This is a genomic window from Mucilaginibacter conchicola (assembly GCF_003432115.1).
In the GTDB taxonomy this organism is placed as follows: Bacteria; Bacteroidota; Bacteroidia; order Sphingobacteriales; family Sphingobacteriaceae; genus Mucilaginibacter; species Mucilaginibacter conchicola.
The window spans coordinates 445073-466050 of record NZ_QWDC01000002.1 but is presented as its reverse complement, the minus strand read 5'-3'; the positions used below and the strand labels follow the sequence as shown (position 1 = coordinate 466050).

Annotated in this window: 17 protein-coding genes; 10 read left to right on the top strand and 7 right to left on the bottom strand. The window is 45.1% G+C overall.

Going from position 1 to position 20978, the window contains the following annotated elements; all coding sequences use genetic code 11:
- Positions 1-126: 126 nt before the first annotated feature.
- The 3 genes from D0C36_RS11750 to D0C36_RS11740 all read right to left on the bottom strand — a co-directional run bounded on the left by D0C36_RS11750 (position 127) and on the right by D0C36_RS11740 (position 2134).
- The gene (locus tag D0C36_RS11750; RefSeq protein WP_117391825.1) at positions 127-516 is read right to left on the bottom strand and encodes a RidA family protein; all 390 of its coding nucleotides are present in this window, start codon (positions 514-516) and stop codon (positions 127-129) included.
- Between the two features lie 88 nt (positions 517-604).
- A complete protein-coding gene (locus D0C36_RS11745) occupies positions 605-1165 on the bottom strand; it encodes a Crp/Fnr family transcriptional regulator (protein ID WP_233524472.1) in 561 nt (186 codons plus the stop codon).
- Positions 1166-1171: 6 nt separating this feature from the next.
- Complete coding sequence (locus D0C36_RS11740) at positions 1172-2134, bottom strand: NAD-dependent epimerase/dehydratase family protein (RefSeq protein ID WP_117391823.1); 963 nt, start codon at positions 2132-2134, stop codon at positions 1172-1174.
- A gap of 201 nt (positions 2135-2335) precedes the next feature.
- Between D0C36_RS11740 and D0C36_RS11735 the strand changes: the two genes are divergently transcribed.
- From D0C36_RS11735 to D0C36_RS11725, 3 genes are read left to right on the top strand one after another with little or no spacing between them, the layout of a single operon-like run.
- The gene (locus D0C36_RS11735; protein ID WP_117391822.1) at positions 2336-3517 is read left to right on the top strand and encodes a formimidoylglutamase; all 1182 of its coding nucleotides are present in this window, start codon (positions 2336-2338) and stop codon (positions 3515-3517) included.
- A 47-nt stretch (positions 3518-3564) separates the two neighbouring features.
- Positions 3565-4737, top strand: coding sequence for a TlpA disulfide reductase family protein (locus tag D0C36_RS11730; protein ID WP_117391821.1), 1173 nt, complete (start codon positions 3565-3567; stop codon positions 4735-4737).
- 44 nt (positions 4738-4781) lie between these two features.
- Complete coding sequence (locus tag D0C36_RS11725) at positions 4782-5894, top strand: TlpA disulfide reductase family protein (protein WP_117391820.1); 1113 nt, start codon at positions 4782-4784, stop codon at positions 5892-5894.
- Between the two features lie 130 nt (positions 5895-6024).
- Here D0C36_RS11725 and purD read toward each other — a convergent pair whose 3' ends face one another.
- Positions 6025-7299 carry a phosphoribosylamine--glycine ligase gene (purD, locus tag D0C36_RS11720; protein ID WP_117391819.1) on the bottom strand — a complete coding sequence of 425 codons (1275 nt, stop codon included), beginning with the start codon at positions 7297-7299 and terminating at the stop codon, positions 6025-6027.
- Positions 7300-7400: 101 nt separating this feature from the next.
- On the opposite strand from purD, the gene D0C36_RS11715 reads away from it, so the two are divergent.
- The 6 genes from D0C36_RS11715 (at position 7401) to D0C36_RS11690 (ending at position 15912) form a co-directional block, all read left to right on the top strand.
- Positions 7401-8135 (top strand): hypothetical protein, encoded by a 735-nt coding sequence (locus tag D0C36_RS11715; protein WP_117391818.1) that lies wholly within the window; start codon positions 7401-7403, stop codon positions 8133-8135.
- 184 nt (positions 8136-8319) lie between these two features.
- Positions 8320-11625, top strand: coding sequence for a preprotein translocase subunit SecA (gene secA / locus D0C36_RS11710; RefSeq protein ID WP_117391817.1), 3306 nt, complete (start codon positions 8320-8322; stop codon positions 11623-11625).
- A 163-nt stretch (positions 11626-11788) separates the two neighbouring features.
- Positions 11789-12256: an SPOR domain-containing protein gene (locus D0C36_RS11705; protein WP_117391816.1), complete on the top strand. Its 468-nt coding sequence runs from the start codon at positions 11789-11791 to the stop codon at positions 12254-12256.
- Positions 12249-13433: a M20 metallopeptidase family protein gene (locus D0C36_RS11700; RefSeq protein ID WP_117391815.1), complete on the top strand. Its 1185-nt coding sequence runs from the start codon at positions 12249-12251 to the stop codon at positions 13431-13433. Before D0C36_RS11705 ends, D0C36_RS11700 begins: the two co-directional genes overlap by 8 nt.
- 61 nt (positions 13434-13494) lie before the next feature.
- Positions 13495-14454: a hypothetical protein gene (locus D0C36_RS11695; protein WP_117391814.1), complete on the top strand. Its 960-nt coding sequence runs from the start codon at positions 13495-13497 to the stop codon at positions 14452-14454.
- Between the two features lie 240 nt (positions 14455-14694).
- On the top strand, positions 14695-15912 hold the full coding sequence (locus D0C36_RS11690) for an MFS transporter (protein WP_117391813.1): 1218 nt from the start codon (positions 14695-14697) through the stop codon (positions 15910-15912).
- Between the two features lie 45 nt (positions 15913-15957).
- Here D0C36_RS11690 and D0C36_RS11685 read toward each other — a convergent pair whose 3' ends face one another.
- From D0C36_RS11685 to D0C36_RS11675, 3 genes are all read right to left on the bottom strand, one after another.
- Positions 15958-16416, bottom strand: coding sequence for an SRPBCC family protein (locus D0C36_RS11685; RefSeq protein ID WP_117391812.1), 459 nt, complete (start codon positions 16414-16416; stop codon positions 15958-15960).
- A 105-nt stretch (positions 16417-16521) separates the two neighbouring features.
- Entirely contained in the window at positions 16522-17958 is a 1437-nt protein-coding gene (asnS, locus tag D0C36_RS11680) for an asparagine--tRNA ligase (protein ID WP_117391811.1), read from the bottom strand.
- 139 nt (positions 17959-18097) lie between these two features.
- Positions 18098-18580, bottom strand: coding sequence for a DUF6252 family protein (locus D0C36_RS11675; RefSeq protein WP_117391810.1), 483 nt, complete (start codon positions 18578-18580; stop codon positions 18098-18100).
- Between the two features lie 188 nt (positions 18581-18768).
- Between D0C36_RS11675 and dnaG the strand changes: the two genes are divergently transcribed.
- On the top strand, positions 18769-20724 hold the full coding sequence (gene dnaG / locus D0C36_RS11670; RefSeq protein WP_117391809.1) for a DNA primase: 1956 nt from the start codon (positions 18769-18771) through the stop codon (positions 20722-20724).
- Positions 20725-20978 lie beyond the last annotated feature (254 nt).

Genomic DNA, 20978 nt, shown 5'->3' with positions numbered 1-20978 from the left:
ATAGTCTGTCATTTCGAACGAGCGACAGCGAGGAGAAATCCTGTTAGATAAAGCAAGCAGATTGCTTAGCATTGATAACAGGATTTCTCCTCGTACCTCGTTCGAAATGACATTCGGATTTTTTGCTTACTTCACCACCGTTGCTTCCAATTCCACTTTTAAAGTTTCAAATAAACTCACCACTTCTAACAAAGTAGTGGCCTGCTGTATGCCGTGTTTGGCTATCCACTCTTGCAGGATATTGAAATGCGGCCAAAGCTTGTGTGTTGCTGTGGTATAAACATTAAGGCGCACTATGCCGCTGCAATCGTAACCGGCTTGGGTGATAACCTCCTCCAGGTTGGCAATTGCTTCGGTTAACTGGGTTTTCATATCCGCATCGCTGGAGATGCCATCGGCGCTGATGGCGGTTTGGCCTGATACGTATAGGGTGCTTTGTATTTGTTTTACTTCAACGGCTTGCGCGTAGCTGCGCTCGTTTTGCCATTGCCATGGGTTGATGATCCTTTTTTCCATTGAATTAAATTTTACAATGCAAAGTTGGCGGGTTGAAGTGGGATACGGCGTTGACCTACCTCATGATTATCATGTGAGGTACATCACACTATTGGTTCAAACGGCTCAATGTCTCGCGCGAAACACCGAGGTAAGCAGCTAACTGCGCTTTAGGCACACGCTGAACCAAGTTTGGGTATAGTTTGATTAATTGCTCGTAACGCTCTTTGGCGTTTGAAGTAAGCAGGGAGATGATACGGCGCTGCGCACCCAGAAAACCAAAGTTGGCTTTCTCCAGGATAAAACGCTCCATTTTTTGCAGGCCGTCGCAAAGTTTTTTGTAATCTTCCAAGTTCAGGCAAAGCACCTCGGTGTCTTCCAGGCATATCAGTGCCATGGTGGCTTTGGTTTGGGTATAAAAAGCCAGGAAATCGCTTTCCCACCAGTCTTCCATCGCAAAAGATACGATATGCTCTTTGGCGGTATCGTCGGTATAAACCAGTTTGGTGAGGCCTTTTAGTATAAAGTAATGGTACTTTACCTCGTCGCCTTCCTGTATAATGTATTGGTGCTTTTTGTACTTGCGGCTGCTGAAATGTCGGGCAATAAAGGCAAACTCCTCGTCCGTAAGCGCTACTATCCTTTCGATATGTTGCCTAAGTTTATCCATCAGGTGTTAAGCAGATTGGCAGATCTCTTTGATGGTATCGCTAACCGGCCTAAACTCAAAACCGATGGCTTTTTTGATCTTGCTGTTATCAAAATTACGGGTAACCGATGCCGCACGCGCGCTGGTTTTATCAATTGCCGGGGCGCTGCCAGTAAGCATACCCCAGAATGCTGCTCCGCGCCAGGCAACTTCCATCATCCATGGTTTGGCCAGTTTGGCAGGCGCTTTTACGTGCATGCAATTGGCTATCTCCTCAAAAAGTTGCTTATAGGCACGGTTCCCGCCGTTGATGATATAACGCTCACCGCTGATATCAGTTTCCATCAGGGCAATCATACATTTGGCCACATCCTGCACATCCACAAAGCCAATGGTACCGCGAGTATAGTATTTAAGTCCGTTGCGTACGGTGTCAAAGATCTGTCCGCTGCCTGCAGTGCCTGCGCTGGCGCCTATAATGATGGTAGGGTTTACAATAACCGCATCAAGCCCTTCAGCAATACCGCGCCATACTTCCATCTCGCTTTCCAGTTTTGATATGGCATAGCCGTCGGTTTCAGTGGTAGGGTCAAGATGATGTTTCTCCGTGATCTGTTCGCCGGCAGGTGCTTCGCCAACGGCGGCTACCGAACTGGTGTGCACCATGCGGATGCCACGGTCGTTGCAAAGGTCAACCAGGGTAGCCGTACCTTTAACATTGGTACGGATCATCGGCTCTTTATCGGCAGCTTTTAAGGATACAAATGCAGCGCAGTTATAAACCTGCGTAACGCCATCCAATGCATCTATTAACGAATCTTCATTCATCAGGTCGGCAATAACCCAATCAATTTGAGCGGCATAAGGCTGCAGTATAGCAGGAAATTTTGATGATGCCCTTTTGGTACACCTGATGGTGTTGCCCCGAAGCACCAGCTCCTTTGCTACTTCTGCACCTAAAAAACCCGTTGCGCCGGTTACAAGAATCATGGTTCAAATATGCGATATTTTTAGATGTGCAGATATATAATTGATGTGCGGATGTGCAGATATGCAAATGTGGAGATTGGAAAGATGCATATATTGCAGACTGATTTTAGAATTTCATTTGCATATCTGCACATTTGCACACCTGCAAATCTTTTTTTTCCGCACATTTGCATATCTGCACACCTGCACATCAAAAACAACATGTCCTTAGCCGATTTTTTTACACCCATCGATCTCAAAAAGATAACACCTAAGAATGGTTATTACACCAGTCAGCTGGGTGATAAGATAGAGCATTATTCGGTTGATTTCCCATCGATGGAAGACAAGGTTGATATTGCCATCATTGGTGTGCAGGAAGATCGTAACGCTATTAACAACTCCGGCTGTGCTTTAGCTCCCGATTATGTGCGCGAGAAATTATACTTGCTGCACGAGGGTAGCTACAACACCAAAATAGTAGACCTGGGTAACATTGCCCGTGGCGAAACCGTGGTGGATACTTACTATGCATTAAAAGCCGTGGTTGAGGAACTGATGAAGAAAGACATCGTTCCCATCATTATCGGCGGCGGGCAGGATTTAACTTATGCCCAGTACCTCGGTTATGAGCACCTGGAACAAAAGGTTGATCTGCTGGTGATCGATTCGCAGTTTGATCTGGAAGAAGATATCCATCCGGAAACCATCGAGACCTCATCAAACTCTTTCTTGAACAAAATTTTCCTGCACGAGCCTAACTACCTGTTCAACTACAGCAACATGGGTTACCAAACTTATTTTGCCAGTCAGGATAGTTTGCGGGTGATGGACAAACTTTACTTTGATGTACATCGCCTGGGCGAATTGACCGGTAAAATGGAAGTGTCAGAACCTATCATCCGCAACGCTAATATGCTAAGCTTTGATATGGGCGCTATCCGCTCATCAGATGCAGCGGCCAATGCCAACGCCAAACCAAATGGTTTTTATGGTGAAGAGGCTTGCCAGATATGCCGCTATGCCGGTTTTAATGATAAGCTAAGCTCGATAGGTTTTTATGAGTTTAACCCGGCCTATGATACCAACGGGCAAACGGCCATGTTGCTGTCGCAGATGATATGGTATTTTATTGATGGTTTTTATAACCGTAAGAAAGATTTTCCGCTCAACCCCAAATCGCAATACCTTATCTACAAAACCAGCTTAACGCATGATGATCATGAACTGGTTTTTGTGAAAAGCAAAAAAAGCGACCGCTGGTGGATGCAGGTGCCATACCCATCAGGCGGCTCAAAAAACGAACGTTTCCATCTGGTGCCTTGTCGTTACGAAGATTACCGCACGGCAACATCAGGCGAAATGCCCGACCTGTGGTGGCGCACCTATCAAAAATTAAACTAACCCGCAATTAAGCAGCGCTTTAGGCGTTTAACTGTTTTTAATATTTAATGAAGAAATTACTGTTCCCGATACTGGCGTTGTTGCCGGCCTTATCATTCGCGCAAAACGCTAAAGATTTTTCTATAAAAGGCAAAGTGGCCAATGCCGATGCCAATACAAAAATTTACCTGGTTTATAACGTTGGCTCAAACAACGTAACCGATTCATCAACCGTAACCAACGGCGATTTTGCCTTTAAAGGTGCCGTTGCAGATCCGGTGACCGCTACACTATTCCTCGACAGAAAGAACCTTGGTTTTGCTAAATATGTAGATGTTAACTTCCCTGATGGCCGCCCGTCTACCACAGCAGATGGCCTGGCTTTCTTTTTGGAGCAGGGCAACATGAATATCGCCATAAAAGATTCGGCTGCTAAAGCGGATATCACCGGCTCGCAACTGAATGATGATAATAAAACATTGAAAGGCCAGCTGCAGGCTTTAACAGAAAAAGCTAAAGCCATATCTGCCGAAGCACAAAAAGCAACTGCGGAGCAGCAACACTCATCAGCTTTCCAAAACAGCATGCAAGGCAAATACAAATCTTTGCAGGCTGAGCAGAAAAGTATTTTGAAGAATTTTGTGAGCAGCCACCCGGATAGCTACATCAGTTTATTGGCGCTATCAAGCTTCGGTGGCCCATCGCCTGATGTGAACGAGTTGGAGCCGTTATTCAACAGCTTATCAGATAATCTGAAAAAATCTGATGGTGGCCGTGCTATGAAGGCTGGCTTAGATGGGTTAAAAATAACCGCCATAGGCTCATTGGCGCCCGATTTTACACAGAACGATGTGAACGGCAAACCCGTTAGCTTGTCATCATTCCGCGGTAAATATGTATTGGTCGATTTTTGGGCATCATGGTGTGGCCCTTGCCGCCAGGAAAACCCTAACGTGGTAAAGCTTTTCAACAAATACAAAGGCAAAAATTTTACTATCCTGGGCGTATCGCTTGATAAAAATACCGGTAAAGATGCATGGCTTGCTGCCATCAAAAATGATGGACTCACCTGGACACAAGTATCAGACCTTCAATTTTGGAATAACCTGGCTGCAAAGCTTTATAATGTACAATCTATCCCTGCAAACTTCCTGATAGATCCGCAGGGCAAGATCGTAGCCAAGAACCTTCGTGGCGATGATCTGGATACCGCGTTAGAGAAATATTTAGGCAAGATTTGATTTTTGCGGTTTTAACCGCATATTGCAATCATAACTTTACTGACATGAAAAAACTACTACTAAGTGCAGCAGCCTTGCTGCCGGCGCTTGCATTTGCCCAAACCGGCAAATTTACCGTGCAAGGCCAACTGGGCAAGATCAATGCCCCTGCAAAAGCATACCTGCAATACCGCAAAGACGGCAAGATAGCCGTAGATTCAACTGTATTGAAAGATGGCAAATTCACTTTTACCGGTGATGCCGGCGCGACCCCAATGAGTGGTTACCTGTTGCTGAACCAGAAAGGTGATGCGATGAAAAAATCGAAAGATTACCATTCTGTTTTCCTTGAAGCAGGTACTATTACCGTAACCTCGCCCGATACTTTAAAAAATGCTACCATTACGGGTACCAAAACCAATAAAGACAATGCCGACCTGCAGGTTGCTTTAAAACCGGTTAACGATGCTTACGCTGCGTTGGAAGAAAAGCAAAAGAACGCTACTGATGCACAGAAAGAAGCTTTAACCAAAGAGGAGAAAGCGATAGAAAAGCAGGAATCTGCCATTAACAAGAAATTCATTAAAGATCATCCCGGTTCGTACTTAAGCCTCAGCGCTTTGCAATCATTCGCTTACAGCGCTGATTATCCTGAACTGAACGAACTTTACAGCGGCCTTTCACCGGAAATAAAAGCCACCGAGACCGGTAAAGAGTTTGGTGCCCTTTTGCCGAAACTTAAAAACGTAGCGCTTGGTGCAACTGCACCGGAGTTTGCCGAGGCAGATACCGCTGGTAAAACTGTAGCGTTGTCATCATTCCGCGGTAAGTATCTGCTGATAGATTTCTGGGCGTCATGGTGCGGCCCTTGCCGTCATGAGAACCCTAACGTGGTTAAAGCTTTCAATAAATATAAAGTTAAGAACTTCACCATTCTTGGCGTATCGTTAGATCGCCCGGATGCTAAAGCAGCATGGTTAGGCGCTATCCACAAAGACGGTTTAACCTGGACACAGGTATCTGACCTGCAATTCTGGAAAAGCAAAACTGCTGATCTTTACGCTGTACGTGCTATCCCGCAAAACTTCCTGATAGACCCGCAAGGCAAGATCATCGCCAAAAACTTAACCGGCCAGGATCTGGAAAATAAACTGGAAGAGATTTTCGGGAAAATATAATCAGGCTGCGCGTCATTGAGTCATTATACTGCAAATAAAAAGGGCAGGATTGTTTATCAATCCTGCCCTTGTATTTTCTGCGCTATTTCAATGACCCAATGACCCAATGACGCGAAGCATAATGAACTTCTTAAAGAAGATCAAACCCAATATCTTTTCTAAAGTAAACGCCATCGTAGTAAATACGGCTGGCATCGGCAGTGGCTTGTTGAAGGGCTGTGAACATATTATCCTGCAGGGTGCTTATGGCCAACACGCGGCCGCCGGTTGCCTGTACTTCTTCGCCAACCTGGGTAGTGCCTGCATGGAACACATGCGAATCGCGTACGTTCTCGATACCTGCTATGGCTTTATTCTTCAAATACTCACCGGGGTAACCACCTGCCACACATACTACCGTAGCTGCAGTTTTTGGGGAGATTGTTAATTCTTTCTCGTGCAGGGTGCCTTCGGCTACGCCTTGCAGCAGGTCTACAAAATCACTTTCAATACGCAGCATTACGCTCTCCGTCTCAGGGTCGCCCATGCGGCAGTTGTATTCTATAACCCATGGCTCGCCGTTGGTGTTCATCAAGCCAATAAAGATAAAGCCTTTATAAGGGATGCCTTCTTTTTTCAGACCCTCAACCGTAGGGATGATCACCTTTTGCTCTACTTTCTGCATAAATGCTTCATCAGCAAAAGGCACGGGAGAAATAGAACCCATACCGCCGGTATTTAAGCCGGTATCACCTTCGCCAATACGTTTGTAGTCTTTGGCTTCGGGTAAAATTTTATAGCTATTGCCGTCGGTCATCACAAATACCGAAAGCTCGATGCCCGTTAAAAATTGCTCAATCACCACTTTTGAGCTGGCATCGCCAAATTTAGCTTCGGCAAGCATGGCGTTAAGCTCCTGTTTGGCTTCTTCGAGGGTTGTGCATATCAACACACCTTTACCTGCAGCCAATCCGTCGGCTTTTAGTACAATGGGTAATCCGGCTGTTGCCAGGTAATCCATACCTTCCTGTAAAGTATCGCGGGTAAAGGTTTTTGACGCAGCTGTAGGCACGTTGTTGCGCTGCATAAACTCTTTAGAAAAATCCTTGCTGCCCTCTAATTGCGCCGCCTCTTGCTGCGGACCAACAACGGGGATATTCTTCAACTGTTCATCAGCCAAAAAGAAATCATGAATACCTTTTACCAAAGGCTCCTCGGGGCCAACCAACACCAGGTTAATATCGTTAGCTAAAGCAAAAGCCTTAATACCTTCAAAATCGGTAACCTTAAGGTTTACATTGGTGCCATACGCGCCGGTACCCGCATTGCCCGGGGCGATGTACAGGTTAGTGCATTTTGGGCTTTGGGCAATCTTCCAGGCGAAGGCACTTTCCCTTCCACCCGAACCAAGGATCAGGATATTCATGCGGGCAAATGTACGATTTGATGTGCAAATATGCAGATATGCAAATGTGCAGATGATTTGATGATAAAATACTAATTTGGAATGATATTAAATGAGCTTCAATGATAGTCCAAACTGATAAAGAATATAGTTCAACTAAGATGATCTTGCAGGGAAAGGCATCAATAGGTGAGGATTTTAAATCTCTTGCGGATTGGATTAATGACACTTATCAGATAAGGCCGATCAACATAGAGTATGATATGTTTGTAGATCCGGAAGGAAACAGACGCCCGCGACTTAATGTAATATTCAAGTTTTGGGATGAGCAGAACGAGTTTAGTAGTAATGAAAGCTATTTTGATTCCGTTAAGCAAGCAGCTATCAAACAACAATTTGAACAATATTTAAGAACAAAGCGAGAAAAGATCGGGCTATTTCGGAAAATATCAAATTGGTTATTTAATTCAGACTATCATACAAAAGATATGTTTGTAATATTTATTTCATTTGAGATGGCCGCAAAGGCCGATGTAAATAACATGATCACATCGGATAAATTAGAGATTTTAAAAAGCGAAATTGATAATTCGGACATTTGGAAAATCGAGAGACTATTTGATGGAGCTTGTTTTATATTCTATAATACTGAGCAAGCAAACGCTAATTCTCAAAATAGCTATGCAGATATTTTAGCCGAAAGATATTACGACCTTTTGAAATCATTTGATGAATTTGACTTTTTCAAGAGAAGCGAACTTTCTATTATCCTTGATAGTAAAGAAAATCTCGATAAGAATTATCACGGCAACCTGAAGATGTATTTGAGAAGAGTTATCACCGATAAGATTAATTGATTGCGGGTAGCATGCCATATTAACATTCTGCATATCAAACGCATGCTAATTAATCTGCACATCTGCATATTTGCACATCCGCACATCAGATATTTCGCCTCAAAAACGTACCTTTGCCTGTCAAAATGACTTTATTATTGCATTGGCTTAATTGTTGAGTTGGGTGCATCATATATAAATTAATATGTTAGATTTTTTCAGTAAGCTTTTTGGAAGCAAATCAGAGCGTGATGTTAAAGGGATAACGCCTATAGTTGAAAAAGTAAAGGCTGCTTATGCCAAACTTGATCAGCTGAGCAACGATGAGCTTCGGGCTAAAACCATAGAATTTAAAGAAACTATTGCCACAGGCCTCTCAGGTATTGACAGCGAGATAAAAGCTATTAAAGACCGTACCGAGAACCCTGATATGGATGTAAACGAGAAAGTAGACTTGTTTACCCAACTGGATAAATTAGAAAAAGACCGCAATAAAGAGCTGGAAGAAATTCTGATGAACATCCTTCCTGAAGCTTTTGCAGTGGTTAAAGAAACGGCACGCCGTTTCAGCGGCAACCCAACCATTGAGGTTACTGCCTCTGAGTTTGACCGTGTGCTGGCTGCCCGCAAAAACAACGTTATTATAAAAGGCGATAAAGCCATTCACCATAACACCTGGCTTGCTGCCGGCAACGAGGTTACCTGGAACATGGTACATTATGATGTGCAGCTAATAGGTGGTATTGTACTACACCAGGGTAAAATTGCCGAGATGGCAACAGGTGAAGGTAAAACATTGGTAGCTACGCTGCCTGCGTACCTTAACGCATTGGCTGGCCAGGGTGTACACATTGTAACCGTGAACGATTACCTTGCACGCCGCGATAGCGAGTGGATGGGCCCGTTGTACGAGTTCCACGGCTTATCTGTTGATTGTATTGATAAGCACGAGCCAAACTCTGAAGAGCGCCGCCAGGCTTATTTAGCTGATATTACCTTTGGTACCAACAACGAGTTTGGTTTTGATTACCTGCGTGACAATATGACACGTAGCCCTGAAGAGCTGGTACAGCGCAAGCTGCATTTTGCCATGGTGGATGAGGTTGACTCCGTGTTAGTGGATGATGCCCGTACACCTTTGATCATCTCAGGCCCTATCCCGCGTGGCGATGAGCACGAGTTTTATGAGTTGAAACCACGTATTGAGCGTTTGGTTAACGCGCAAAAAGCTTATGTAAATACCGTATTGAACGAAGCTAAAAAAGCGATCAACGATGGCAAGACAGGTGTTGATGATGGCGGTTTGGCTTTGATACGTGCTCACCGTGCATTGCCTAAAAACAAGGCATTGATCAAATTCCTGAGCGAGGGCGCTAACCGTACCGTACTTCAAAAAACAGAGAACTATTACATGCAAGACCAGGGCAAAGAAATGCCTAAGGTTGACTCAGAATTGTTCTTCATCATCGATGAAAAAAGCAACTCTGTAGAACTTTCTGAAAAAGGTATCGAGCTGATCACTGCATCGGGCGAAGATCCTAACTTCTTTGTGATGCCCGATGTAGGTACCGAGATCGCTAAGATCGAAAAATCAGACCTTCCTGCCGAAGAGAAACTGGCAAGGAAAGATGACCTGATGCGCGATTTCTCAATTAAATCAGAGCGTATCCACTCGGTTAACCAGTTGTTAAAAGCTTACACTTTATTTGAAAAAGATACCGAATACATCCTTGATGAAGGTAAAGTTAAGATAGTTGATGAGCAAACAGGTCGTGTATTGGATGGCCGCCGTTACTCTGATGGTTTACACCAGGCTATTGAGGCTAAAGAGAATGTTAAGGTTGAGGATGCTACCCAAACTTTTGCTACCATCACGCTGCAAAACTACTTCAGGATGTACCACAAACTTTGTGGTATGACAGGTACTGCGGTTACTGAAGCTGGCGAGTTATGGCAGATATACAAACTGGATGTGGTTGAAATTCCAACCAATACCCCAACTTCGCGCGAAGACAAACAAGACCTGGTTTACCGTACCGTACGTGAAAAATACAACGCGGTAGCTGCAGAGATCGAAGAACTGACCAAAGCTGGTCGTCCTGTACTGGTGGGTACTACCTCGGTAGAGATCTCAGAATTATTGAGCCGTATGCTTAAACTGCGCGGCATTAAACATAATGTACTGAACGCTAAACTTCACCAGAAAGAGGCAGACATTGTTGCCGAAGCAGGTAAAGCAGGCACCGTAACCATCGCTACCAACATGGCTGGTCGTGGTACGGATATTAAACTGGGCGAAGGTGTTAAAGCTGCCGGTGGTTTAGCCATCATAGGTACCGAGCGCCACGAGTCTCGTCGTGTTGACAGGCAGTTACGTGGTCGTTCTGGTCGCCAGGGTGATACCGGTTCATCACAATTCTTCGTATCTCTTGAGGATAACCTGATGCGTTTATTCGGTTCAGAGCGTATCTCAAACCTTATGGTACGTATGGGTATCGAAGAGGGCGAAGTGATCCAGCACTCAATGATCTCAAAATCAATTGAGCGTGCACAGAAGAAAGTAGAAGAAAACAACTTCGGTATCCGTAAACGTTTGTTGGAGTATGATGATGTGATGAACTCACAACGTACCGTTATCTACGCAAAACGTAAAAACGCCCTGTTTGGCGATCGCTTGGATGTAGATATCAGCAACACCATTTTTGATGTTATTGAGGATATTGTAACCGAGTACAAAGAGAGTAACAACTACGAAGGTTTCCAGTTGGAGATCATCCGCATCTTCTCTGTTGATACCGAGATAACTGCCGAAGAATTCTCTGGCACTGCATTACCAAAACTGGTAGACAGTACTTTTGCGCAAGTGAGCGAGTTTTACAAGCGCAAAGCTGAAGCCGTTGCGCAGCAGGCTTACCCTGTAATAAAAGATGTTTACGAAAGCCGCGGCCAGTATGTAGAGAACATTGTTGTTCCGTTTACTGATGGCGTGCATGGTATGCAGGTTGCCGTTCCGTTGAAAAAAGCGGTTGATAACCACGGCCTGGAAGTTTTCAAATCTTTCGAGAAAAACGTAACTCTTTCATTGATAGATGATGCCTGGAAAGAGCACCTTCGTGAAATGGATGAGTTGAAACAATCGGTACAAAACGCCGTTTACGAACAGAAGGACCCGTTATTGGTTTACAAGTTTGAAGCGTTTGAACTGTTCCGCCAGATGCTGGCCAGCGTAAATAAAGAGCTGATGAGCTTCCTGTTCAGAGGTGGTATTGCCGTACAGCAGGCACCTGAGCAGGTACGCGAAGCAGCACCGGCACCAAAAACAGATATGCGCCAGATGCGCACTTCAAAACCTGAGCTGGTTGACCAGAACGGCATCCCGGTTGAAGACCTTCCACAGGAGATACAAAAGCCAAGCCCTGTAAAGGTTGAGCAAAAAATAGGCAGGAACGATCCTTGCCCATGCGGAAGCGGCAAAAAATTCAAAAACTGCCACGGCGTAGGGCAGAATTAAGAGCCTCACCCAAACCCTCTCGGCGAGCTGGCGGAGAGGGCTTAAAAATAAAAACCACGCGTCATTGCGAGGAACGAAGCAATCTCCGAACTATACAGGGCAAACCTGCCTATGTAGAGATTGCTTCGTTCCTCGCAATGACGGTTAAAGGAATAATAACACTATGAAAAAAGCAATATTTGATCAGAAAGCTATCCCGGCAGGTATCAGATATTGCTTTTTGCTTTTACTGCTATCAGCATCGGCCCGCAGCTTTGGGCAAACAAGGGGAAAAGTGCAGGTTGTTGCACCACCATTGTTTGATACCCTGCTGGCAAAACGCGCTACATTGAACAGCGGTAAAACAGGCGGCTCGCCGGCTTACTCATCATCATTTGGTTACCGCGTGCAGATCTACAGCGGTACCAACCGTAAAGCAGCCTTTAACGCACAAGCTAAGTGTAACCAGGAGTTTCCGGAGTTGCGCACCTATGTTACTTACCGCGAACCAAACTTTAAGATACGTGCAGGTGATTTCCGCACTCGTATCGAGGCCGAACGGATGAAACAGCAGTTATCTGCCGTTTTCCCGGCGCTATTTATTATTTCGGAAAAGATCAATCCACCCAAAACAGCTATCAGTAATGATTAAAGAAAAGATACAGCAATTAGCCAAAGAGATATTTAACGATGTTGTTGCTAACCGCAGGCACTTACATGCCAACCCGGAGCTGTCTTTTCATGAGCAGGAAACCTCTGCCTTTGTTGCCCGCAAACTGGATGAGTTGGGTATCGAATACCAAAAAATGGCCGATACCGGCTTGGTTGCCTTGATAAAAGGCGATAAACCCGGCGACCAGATAGTTGCCCTGCGTGGCGATATGGATGCCCTGCCTATCCTGGAAGCAAACGATGTGCCTTACAAATCAAAAAACGAAGGTGTGATGCACGCCTGCGGCCATGATGTGCATACCTCGTCACTACTGGGCGTAGCAAAAATCCTTACCGAGATAAAAAGCGAATTTGGTGGCACGGTGAAATTCATTTTTCAACCGGCAGAAGAAAAACTACCCGGTGGTGCCAGCCTGATGATCAAGGAAGGCGTATTGGAAAATCCTAAACCATCGGCTGTGATCGGCCAGCATGTAATGCCTTTGATTGATGCAGGTAAGGTAGGTTTCCGCGCCGGAAAATATATGGCCAGCACCGATGAGTTGTATGTTACTGTAAAAGGTAAAGGCGGCCACGGCGCACAACCACAACAGAATATTGACCCGGTAATTATTACCGCGCACATATTAACCGCCCTGCAACAGGTTATCAGCCGCTTCGCTGATCCTAAAAGCCCGTCGGTATTGTCGTTTGGTAAAGTGATTGCCAATGGAGCAACCAACGTTATTCCTAACGAGGTTTACCTGGAAGGTACCTTCCGTACCATGGATGAGCAATGGCGTGCCGAAGCCCATGTTAAAATGAAGAAAATGGCCGAAGGTATTGCCGAAAGCATGGGCGGTAGCTGTGACTTTAATATCATGAAAGGCTACCCGTTCCTTATCAATGAAGAAAAACTAACGGCGCAGGTACGCGGTTTTGCCGAAGATTTCCTGGGGAAAGAGAACGTGCTTGATCTGGATATATGGATGGCTGCCGAAGATTTTGCCTACTACTCGCAAGTAGCCGATTCATGCTTTTACCGCTTAGGTACCCGTAACGAGGCCCGCGGCATTACCTCATCGGTACACACCCCAACCTTTGATGTGGAAGAAAGCGCGCTTGAGCAAAGTGTAGGTTTGATGGCTTATATTGCTGTTAAGCAATTAGGGAATTAGTTTAGTTGATGGTTCATAGTTAATAGCTGATGTAGCTACTATGAACTAACATCTATGAACCATGAACAATAAAAAAGCGCTCATCATCCTCTGCCTTCTCCTCTCCGCTTTTACCACAAAAGCGCAGCAGATCCAGCGTTTTAATCCTGATACTATTCGTACGATTGTTATAGATTCGGCAGTAAACATTGTGTCGCACCGTTTACGTGTACAGGATTTTATTGATGCCGTGGTGAGCGATACCAGTTTCTACAAGGCGTTTCAGAACATGAAACGCTATGCCTTTACTGCCGAGAACCGCATCTATACCTACGATAAAAAAAACAAAGTAAACGGCAAGATCTACCGGAAGATAAGGCACGATATTGTGGATGGTAAACGCCAGACCACCTATCTAATTAACCAAGATACCGGCGCAGTTAAGAAAAAGAACGGCAAGTACGAATTGTATACAGTGGAGATGTTCGATTACATTTTCATGAATGCCTACAATTCTGATTTTACAAGCGGTGTAGGTTCTTCGGGAGTGGGTAAAGGCAAGAATGCCGGCTACAAAGCTAAACTTAAAGCTCTGGTGTTTACGCCGGGCAGGCGCATATCCGGCATTCCGTTTATTAGCGGTAAAACGGAAATTTTTGGGCCGGAACTGCGCCAATATTATAACTACGAGTTTGCCCGAGGCACGTATATGGATAGCATTCCAGTGTATCGTTTCAAGGTGATCAGGAAGCCCAGCACGGCCGATGATGACACCATGATAAAGGAAATGACCACCATATTTGATATGAATACCTTTCAGATACTGGGTCGGTATATTGACATGAAGTTCAGTAATATGTTTGTGGATTTTAATGTACAGATGAATATTGAGCTAAACCGCTTTAACGGTGGCGAACTGCTACCTACCAAGATCACCTACCAGGGCAATTGGGATATTCCATTCCATAAAGAGGAGCGAGCAAGCTTTTTGATAGTGCAAAAGGATTATGCCCCCCGGCCCCCTGAAGGGGGAGCAAAATAATCCTCTCGCTGGCGCACGCGTGCCGCGTGTGTCTTGTTTAAAATGCAAAGTTCTAACTACTAATCAGCGAAGGTTAAGCACACGCGGCACGCGTGCGCCAGCGAGAGGCACATGCTGAGTGATTGAGTTTATCACTTCAATGAAATATTAATAGGTTAAGGGTGCATCTCTAAGCCAAAACTTCCCTTGTACTCAAATTAGTTTCTAATTTTGCCGCTCTGCCAAACAAGGGGACGCCTAATGAGATACGTAACAGACAGTAACCGTAACATCAGCGCTATATTAGCATTTATCCTTATCCCTATCTCGGGTTTTGCAATGGATGTGTACGTGCCGTCGTTCCCGGCTATGGTACAGGATCTGGGTACTTCTGTATCTAACGTTCGCCTCACCATGACTATCTTCCTCATCAGCTATGGTGTATCGCAGCTGTTCGTAGGTAGTATTATTGATAGCTACGGACGGTATAAGCTTTGTTTGGCATCGCTGGCGGCATTTGTGCTTACCAATATTGTTATCGTACTCACCAAAAGCGTTGAGGTTATATTTGTGATGCGTGCCTTGCAGGGCTTTTTGATCTCTATCATCATGGTCTCTAAGCGCTCATTGTTTATCGATGTATTTGAAGGCGATAAGCAAAAACATTATACCAGCCTGTTATCAGTGGTATGGTCGGCAGCGCCGGTGATAGCGCCTTTTTTGGGCGGGTATCTGCAGCATGTTTTTGCCTGGAGAGCCAACTTCTATTTCCTGGCGATATATGCCTTTGTGATGTTATTGCTGGAACTCCGTTACAGCGGCGAAACTTTGGCCAAAACCAAACCTTTCCATTTAGGCTCGGTAGTTAATACTTATAAAAAGATGATCGGCACTACCGATTTTGCTTATGGTATTGTGGTGCTGGGCTTAAGCTATTCAATGGCTATCATCTTTGGTATGTCGGCACCTTTTCTGATCGAGAATGTATTTCATTACTCACCGGTTGTAACAGGTTACGCGGCGCTAAGCTCGGGCATTGCCCTGCTGTTGGGCGGCATGCTGAGCAAGTACATGATAGCCCGCGATTTTATGACAAAGCTTACCGTGGCCAATTTTATACAGGGCGCTTTTGCTTTTGCGATGTTTTTTACGGCAGGGTTGTTCAATAGTATATTCCCCATCATGTTTTTTGTGGTGGCCCTGCACTTCCTGATGGGCTTTATGTATAATATTTACTTTACCTATTGCCTTACCCGCTTTCCCGAGAGCGCAGGTATCTCCGGCGGTATCACCAGTGGCGGCGGCTATATTGTCACTTCGTTTTTTAGTTACCTGCTGGCCAGTGCGCTTAATATCCATAACCAGGAAACCTTTGCCATCAGTTACATTATCCTTATTGTGTTGATAGGCGTAATGCTGTTGTTTTTAAGAGCTTATCTAAATAAACCGAAGCCGGTTAATACGTTTAAGGGAGATTAGTTTGATAAATGTCGTCATCCTGAATTTATTTCAGGATCCCACGCGTTATTGAAGTTTCTCCGCCTCTGCTTTTATAACCCTGTTCCGTTGCTCTAAAAGCCGGGTCATATATCGTTTCAGGAACAACCAATCAGCAAACCTGCCCAACAACCCAAGTGGCGATTGATAGCTGAATATATCCGTCACGATAGTCCCGCCTTCGCCATCGGCATCAAACCTGTGCTCATGGCAGAAGCTTTTGAAAGCGCCCTCAACCATTTCGTCAATAAAATAGTTTGGCCTGTCAAATTCTGTAACCTTAGAGGTAAGGTTTTGCCACAGACCAAAATGCCTGGCCCGCCAGGTAACACTTTCGCCAGGCCCTATCAGCCCGCTGGTGCGGCCTGCGATGGCGCGTTCTCCTGTTTGTGCTGTTGACGCTACATGGATATCAATATCTCTGGAGATATCAAAGCAGCGTTCTAAAGAGGCGTTGATTATGGTGGTAAAGGTGATGGTAGGCATTATAGACCCCTACCCCCCTGAGGGGGGAATAAAAAACGCTGATCAGCTTTGTAATACATACGAAAGTTAATCAGCGTTATCATAAAAATCATTTAAATCAGCGGTCTAAAACTCAGCGTTCTTAGGGAAACGAGGGAAAGGTATCACGTCGCGGATGTTGCCCATGCCGGTAACAAACAATACCAAACGCTCAAAGCCCAAACCGAAACCTGCATGCGGACAGCCACCAAAACGGCGGGTATCCAGGTACCACCAAAGCTCATCTTTAGGGATGCCTATCTCGTCCATACGCTGTTCTAATCTATCTAAACGTTCCTCGCGTTGCGAGCCGCCTACAATTTCGCCGATGCCCGGGAAAAGGATATCCATAGCCGCAACGGTTTTGCCGTCGTCGTTCTGGCGCATATAGAATGATTTGATCTCTTTAGGATAATCAGTAAGGATAACCGGTTTTTTGAAATGTTTCTCCACCAGGTAACGCTCATGTTCAGATTGCAGGTCGGTGCCCCAGCCTTCAACCAGGTACTGGAATTTCTTTTTCTTGTTCGGGGTCGAGTCCTTCAGGATATCGATAGCCTCGGTATAGGTTAAACGCTCAAAATCGTTAGCCAAACAAAACTGCAGTTTCTCTATCAGCGTCATTTCTGAACGCTCGTTCTGCGGTTTTTGCTTTTCTTCTTCTAACAAACGCTGGGTCAAAAACTCAATATCATCCTTGTTCTTATCAAGCGCGTAAGTAATTACATATTTCAGTAATGCCTCGGCAAGGTCGGCGTTGTCTTTAGCATCATAGAAAGCCATCTCCGGCTCAATCATCCAAAACTCGGCCAGGTGGCGGGTGGTGTTTGAGTTCTCGGCACGGAAGGTAGGGCCAAAGGTGTAGATATCACTCATGCCCATAGCGCCCAGCTCGCCTTCTAACTGGCCGGACACGGTTAAGTTGGTAGAACGGCCAAAGAAATCTTGTTTGTAATCTATCTCGCCCGACTCGGTTTTTGGCGGGTTGGCAATATCAAAGTTAGTAACGTGAAAGGTTTCGCCTGCACCTTCGGCATCAGATGCGGTAATGATAGGCGTGTGCAGGTAAATAAACCCGCGCTCCTGAAAAAACTGGTGAACGGCAAATGCCAGCGTGTTGCGCACACGGAACACAGCGCCAAATGTATTGGTACGGAAACGCAGGTGTGCTATCTCACGTAAAAACTCGAGGCTGTGTTTTTTGGGTTGCAGCGGGTATTTCTCAGGGTCGCTATCTCCTAATATCTCAATAGTAGTAGCTTTAACCTCAACCGACTGGCCTTTACCTACCGATGCAACCAGTTTACCGGTGGCGCTGATAGCCGCACCTGTAGTGATGCGTTTAAGCAGGGTAGGATCAGTGTTCTCAAAATCAACAATAACCTGCAGGGTATTATTAGTTGAACCATCATTTAAAGCTATGAACTGATTGTTGCGGAAGGTACGTACCCATCCTTTTACGGTTACATCAATGTCGGTTTTGCCGCTCTCAAGCAGCGCTTTAATTTTTGTACGTTGGCTCATAAAAAATAATTATTCGAGCGGTAAAAATACAATTATTTGCTAAAAAAGCCCCGCTCAAACACTCACCTTAAATGAGATATTGAACGAGGCTTTTTAAAGCAGTGCGGTTTAGGTTGCAGAAGTTTGCGCGGGCAGATATTTATCGCGGTAACGCAATAACAAACTGGCCTTTAAGGAATTTAACGCTATCCGGGTAAGTGCTTGAAGTAGCCGGGAACGTGCGTTTAAATTTAAGCGTGAATTTACCACCAATTACTTTGTTGATAGAGTCAATAGCGGTAACCTCAACGGCACTACCATTGGCAACGCCAATATTATAGCGGCTAACGGTATCATTTCCTACCAGTTGGTAGTATTTAGCCTGGTTGCCTACCAGTGCGTAAGTGCCTTTACCGGTGTATTTAAAATTCATGCGTACAGCAGCATCATTGCCCCTGCCTGATACCTGGATTGAATCGGCGCCAACTTTGGCCGAGCCAGGATAAGCGTAAACAGCTAAACCGTTTCTTTCTGCTACAAAATAAGGGTCGTAGTAGAAACCGGTATTGTTATTATTGTCCTTAAAACAAGAAGAAAATAATACAGTAGCCAATGCTAAAATGGTAAATGTGATCTTTTTCATATTTGTGTTATTAATCGTGTGCTTATACTTTACGTTTAAAAAAATGAGAGTGATACAGTGAGGCGGATATTTTTTATCACAGGAAACAAAGCAGATGACATGCCCCCCGTTTATTTTTTCTTAATTTAGATACGGCATCAGGGGCATAAACGCTACTTTTGTAGCCCCGCAATTTTTGTTATTACTGCATGATCACCAAAACAACCGTCGACCGTATAATGGAAGCCACAGATATTGTGGAGGTGATAGGCGAGTTTGTGCAGTTAAAAAAACGTGGTGCCAATTTCATAGGCCTCTCTCCGTTTGTAAACGAGAAAACACCATCGTTCACGGTATCGCCGGCTAAGGGTATCTTTAAAGATTTCTCATCGGGCAAAGGCGGCAGTGCCATCACTTTTTTGATGGAGCTGGAGAAATTCACCTACCCCGAAGCATTGAAATGGCTGGCCAAAAAGTACAGCATTGAGATTGAGGAAACGGTTGAAAGCAAAGAGAACCGAGAAGAGGATAACCGCCGCGAGAGCTTAATGATCGTGTCCGGCTATGCTGCAAAATTTTTCCATGAAAGCCTTTTAGATACCGACGAAGGCCAAAGCATAGGCCTCAGTTATTTTAAAGAGCGTGGTTTTAATTCTGAAACCATCAAGAAGTTTGAGCTGGGCTACTCGCCCGATCAATGGGAAGCTTTTACAGGCGAAGCGATAAGGCAGGGCTACCAGGAAGAGTTTTTGGTAGATAGCGGCTTGTCTGTAAAAAGAGATAATGGCTCGTTGTACGATCGTTACCGCGGCCGCGTAATGTTCCCTATCCATAGTTTTACCGGCAGGGTAATAGCCTTTGGCGGGCGGACACTTAAAAAAGATAAGAACGTACCCAAATACGTTAACTCGCCCGAGTCTGAGATCTACCACAAATCAAACGTATTATACGGCCTTTACTTTGCCAAGCGCGCCATCCGCGATGAGGATAATTGCTACCTGGTAGAGGGTTATGCCGACGTAATATCGGTACACCAGGCCGGTGTGGAGAACGTGGTGGCATCATCGGGTACATCACTTACGGTTGAGCAGATAAGGCTGATAGGCCGCCTCACCAAGAACATCACCATATTATATGATGGCGATGCCGCAGGTATAAAAGCATCCCTGCGCGGGCTGGATATGATACTGGAAGAGGGCCTCAACGTAAAGGTGGTGCTCTTCCCTGATGGGCACGACCCGGATTCGTTTGTGCAGAACTTTGGTACTGCAGCCTTCAAGAAACATATCGACGATAATAAGAAGGATTTTATCCTTTATAAAACCGATATCCTGCTTAAAGATGCCGGTAACGACCCAATAAAAAAGGCCACCGTTATCCGCGAGATCGTAGAGAGCATCTCTAAGATCCCTGATTCTATCAAGGCCTCGGTATTCATCAAAGAATGTAGCACACAGTTACAGATAGATGAGCGCGCATTGCTGTCTGAGCTGAACAAGATGCGCCAGGCCAAGGCCAAAAAAGATCACGAGAAGAACGAGAAAAGTAATAATTACCGCCCCGAGTTATCGCCAGAAGATCTTGCCCTGTTTGGCGACCAACCTGAAGCAACTGAGGCTGCCCCGAAAGTTGAGAAAGAATCAGACACGCAGGAGAAAGAGATCATCCGCCTGTTGCTTTTATACGGCAATAAAATGATAGATTGGGATGGCATAGCCAATACCTACATAGGCCCTTTTATGGTGGCCGAGCTAAGCGATGTGGAGTTTGAGCAGCCGGTGTGTAAGCAGTTCCTGGAGATTTACCGCCAAGAAGTGGAGAACGGTGTATTGCCGGATGAACAGTTCTTCATCCACTCGCGCGATAAGGATATTGTAAGCCTTACCGTAGACCTGCTGGCCAATAAATATATGCTGAGCGAAAACTGGCTGGAGATGCACAAGATCTTCGTTCCCGATGAGCAGGCTAACATGAAGGCTACCATCCTCGGCGCTATCTTCCACCTCAAAAAACAGAAGGTGGGCAAGATATTAGAGAATCTGCGCAAGCAACTGCAAACCACTTTAGAGGCCGCCGACCAGGAAATTCTGCTGAACCAGTACATGCACATGAAAAAGGTAGAGAAGCATATATCGGATTACTTAGGCTCGGTTATACTTAAATAGATCATGAAAGCCATCAGCTTTGTCATAGCATTTTTTATTCAGCTCCTTATCATTTATGCTGCCTACGCAAACAAGTATTTTGCTGTTATTTTCTTTTTGATACTTTTTTACGGGCTTTTTCTTAGATTATATTCTAAAGAATTGAAACACTTCGCAAATGCGGGCTGGGGCATATTGTATGGCAGTATATCTGCTGTTTTGGGCGCAGTTGGTTTGTTTGTTTTATTTATGTCGCAGTGGGGAGTTAGCTGCTG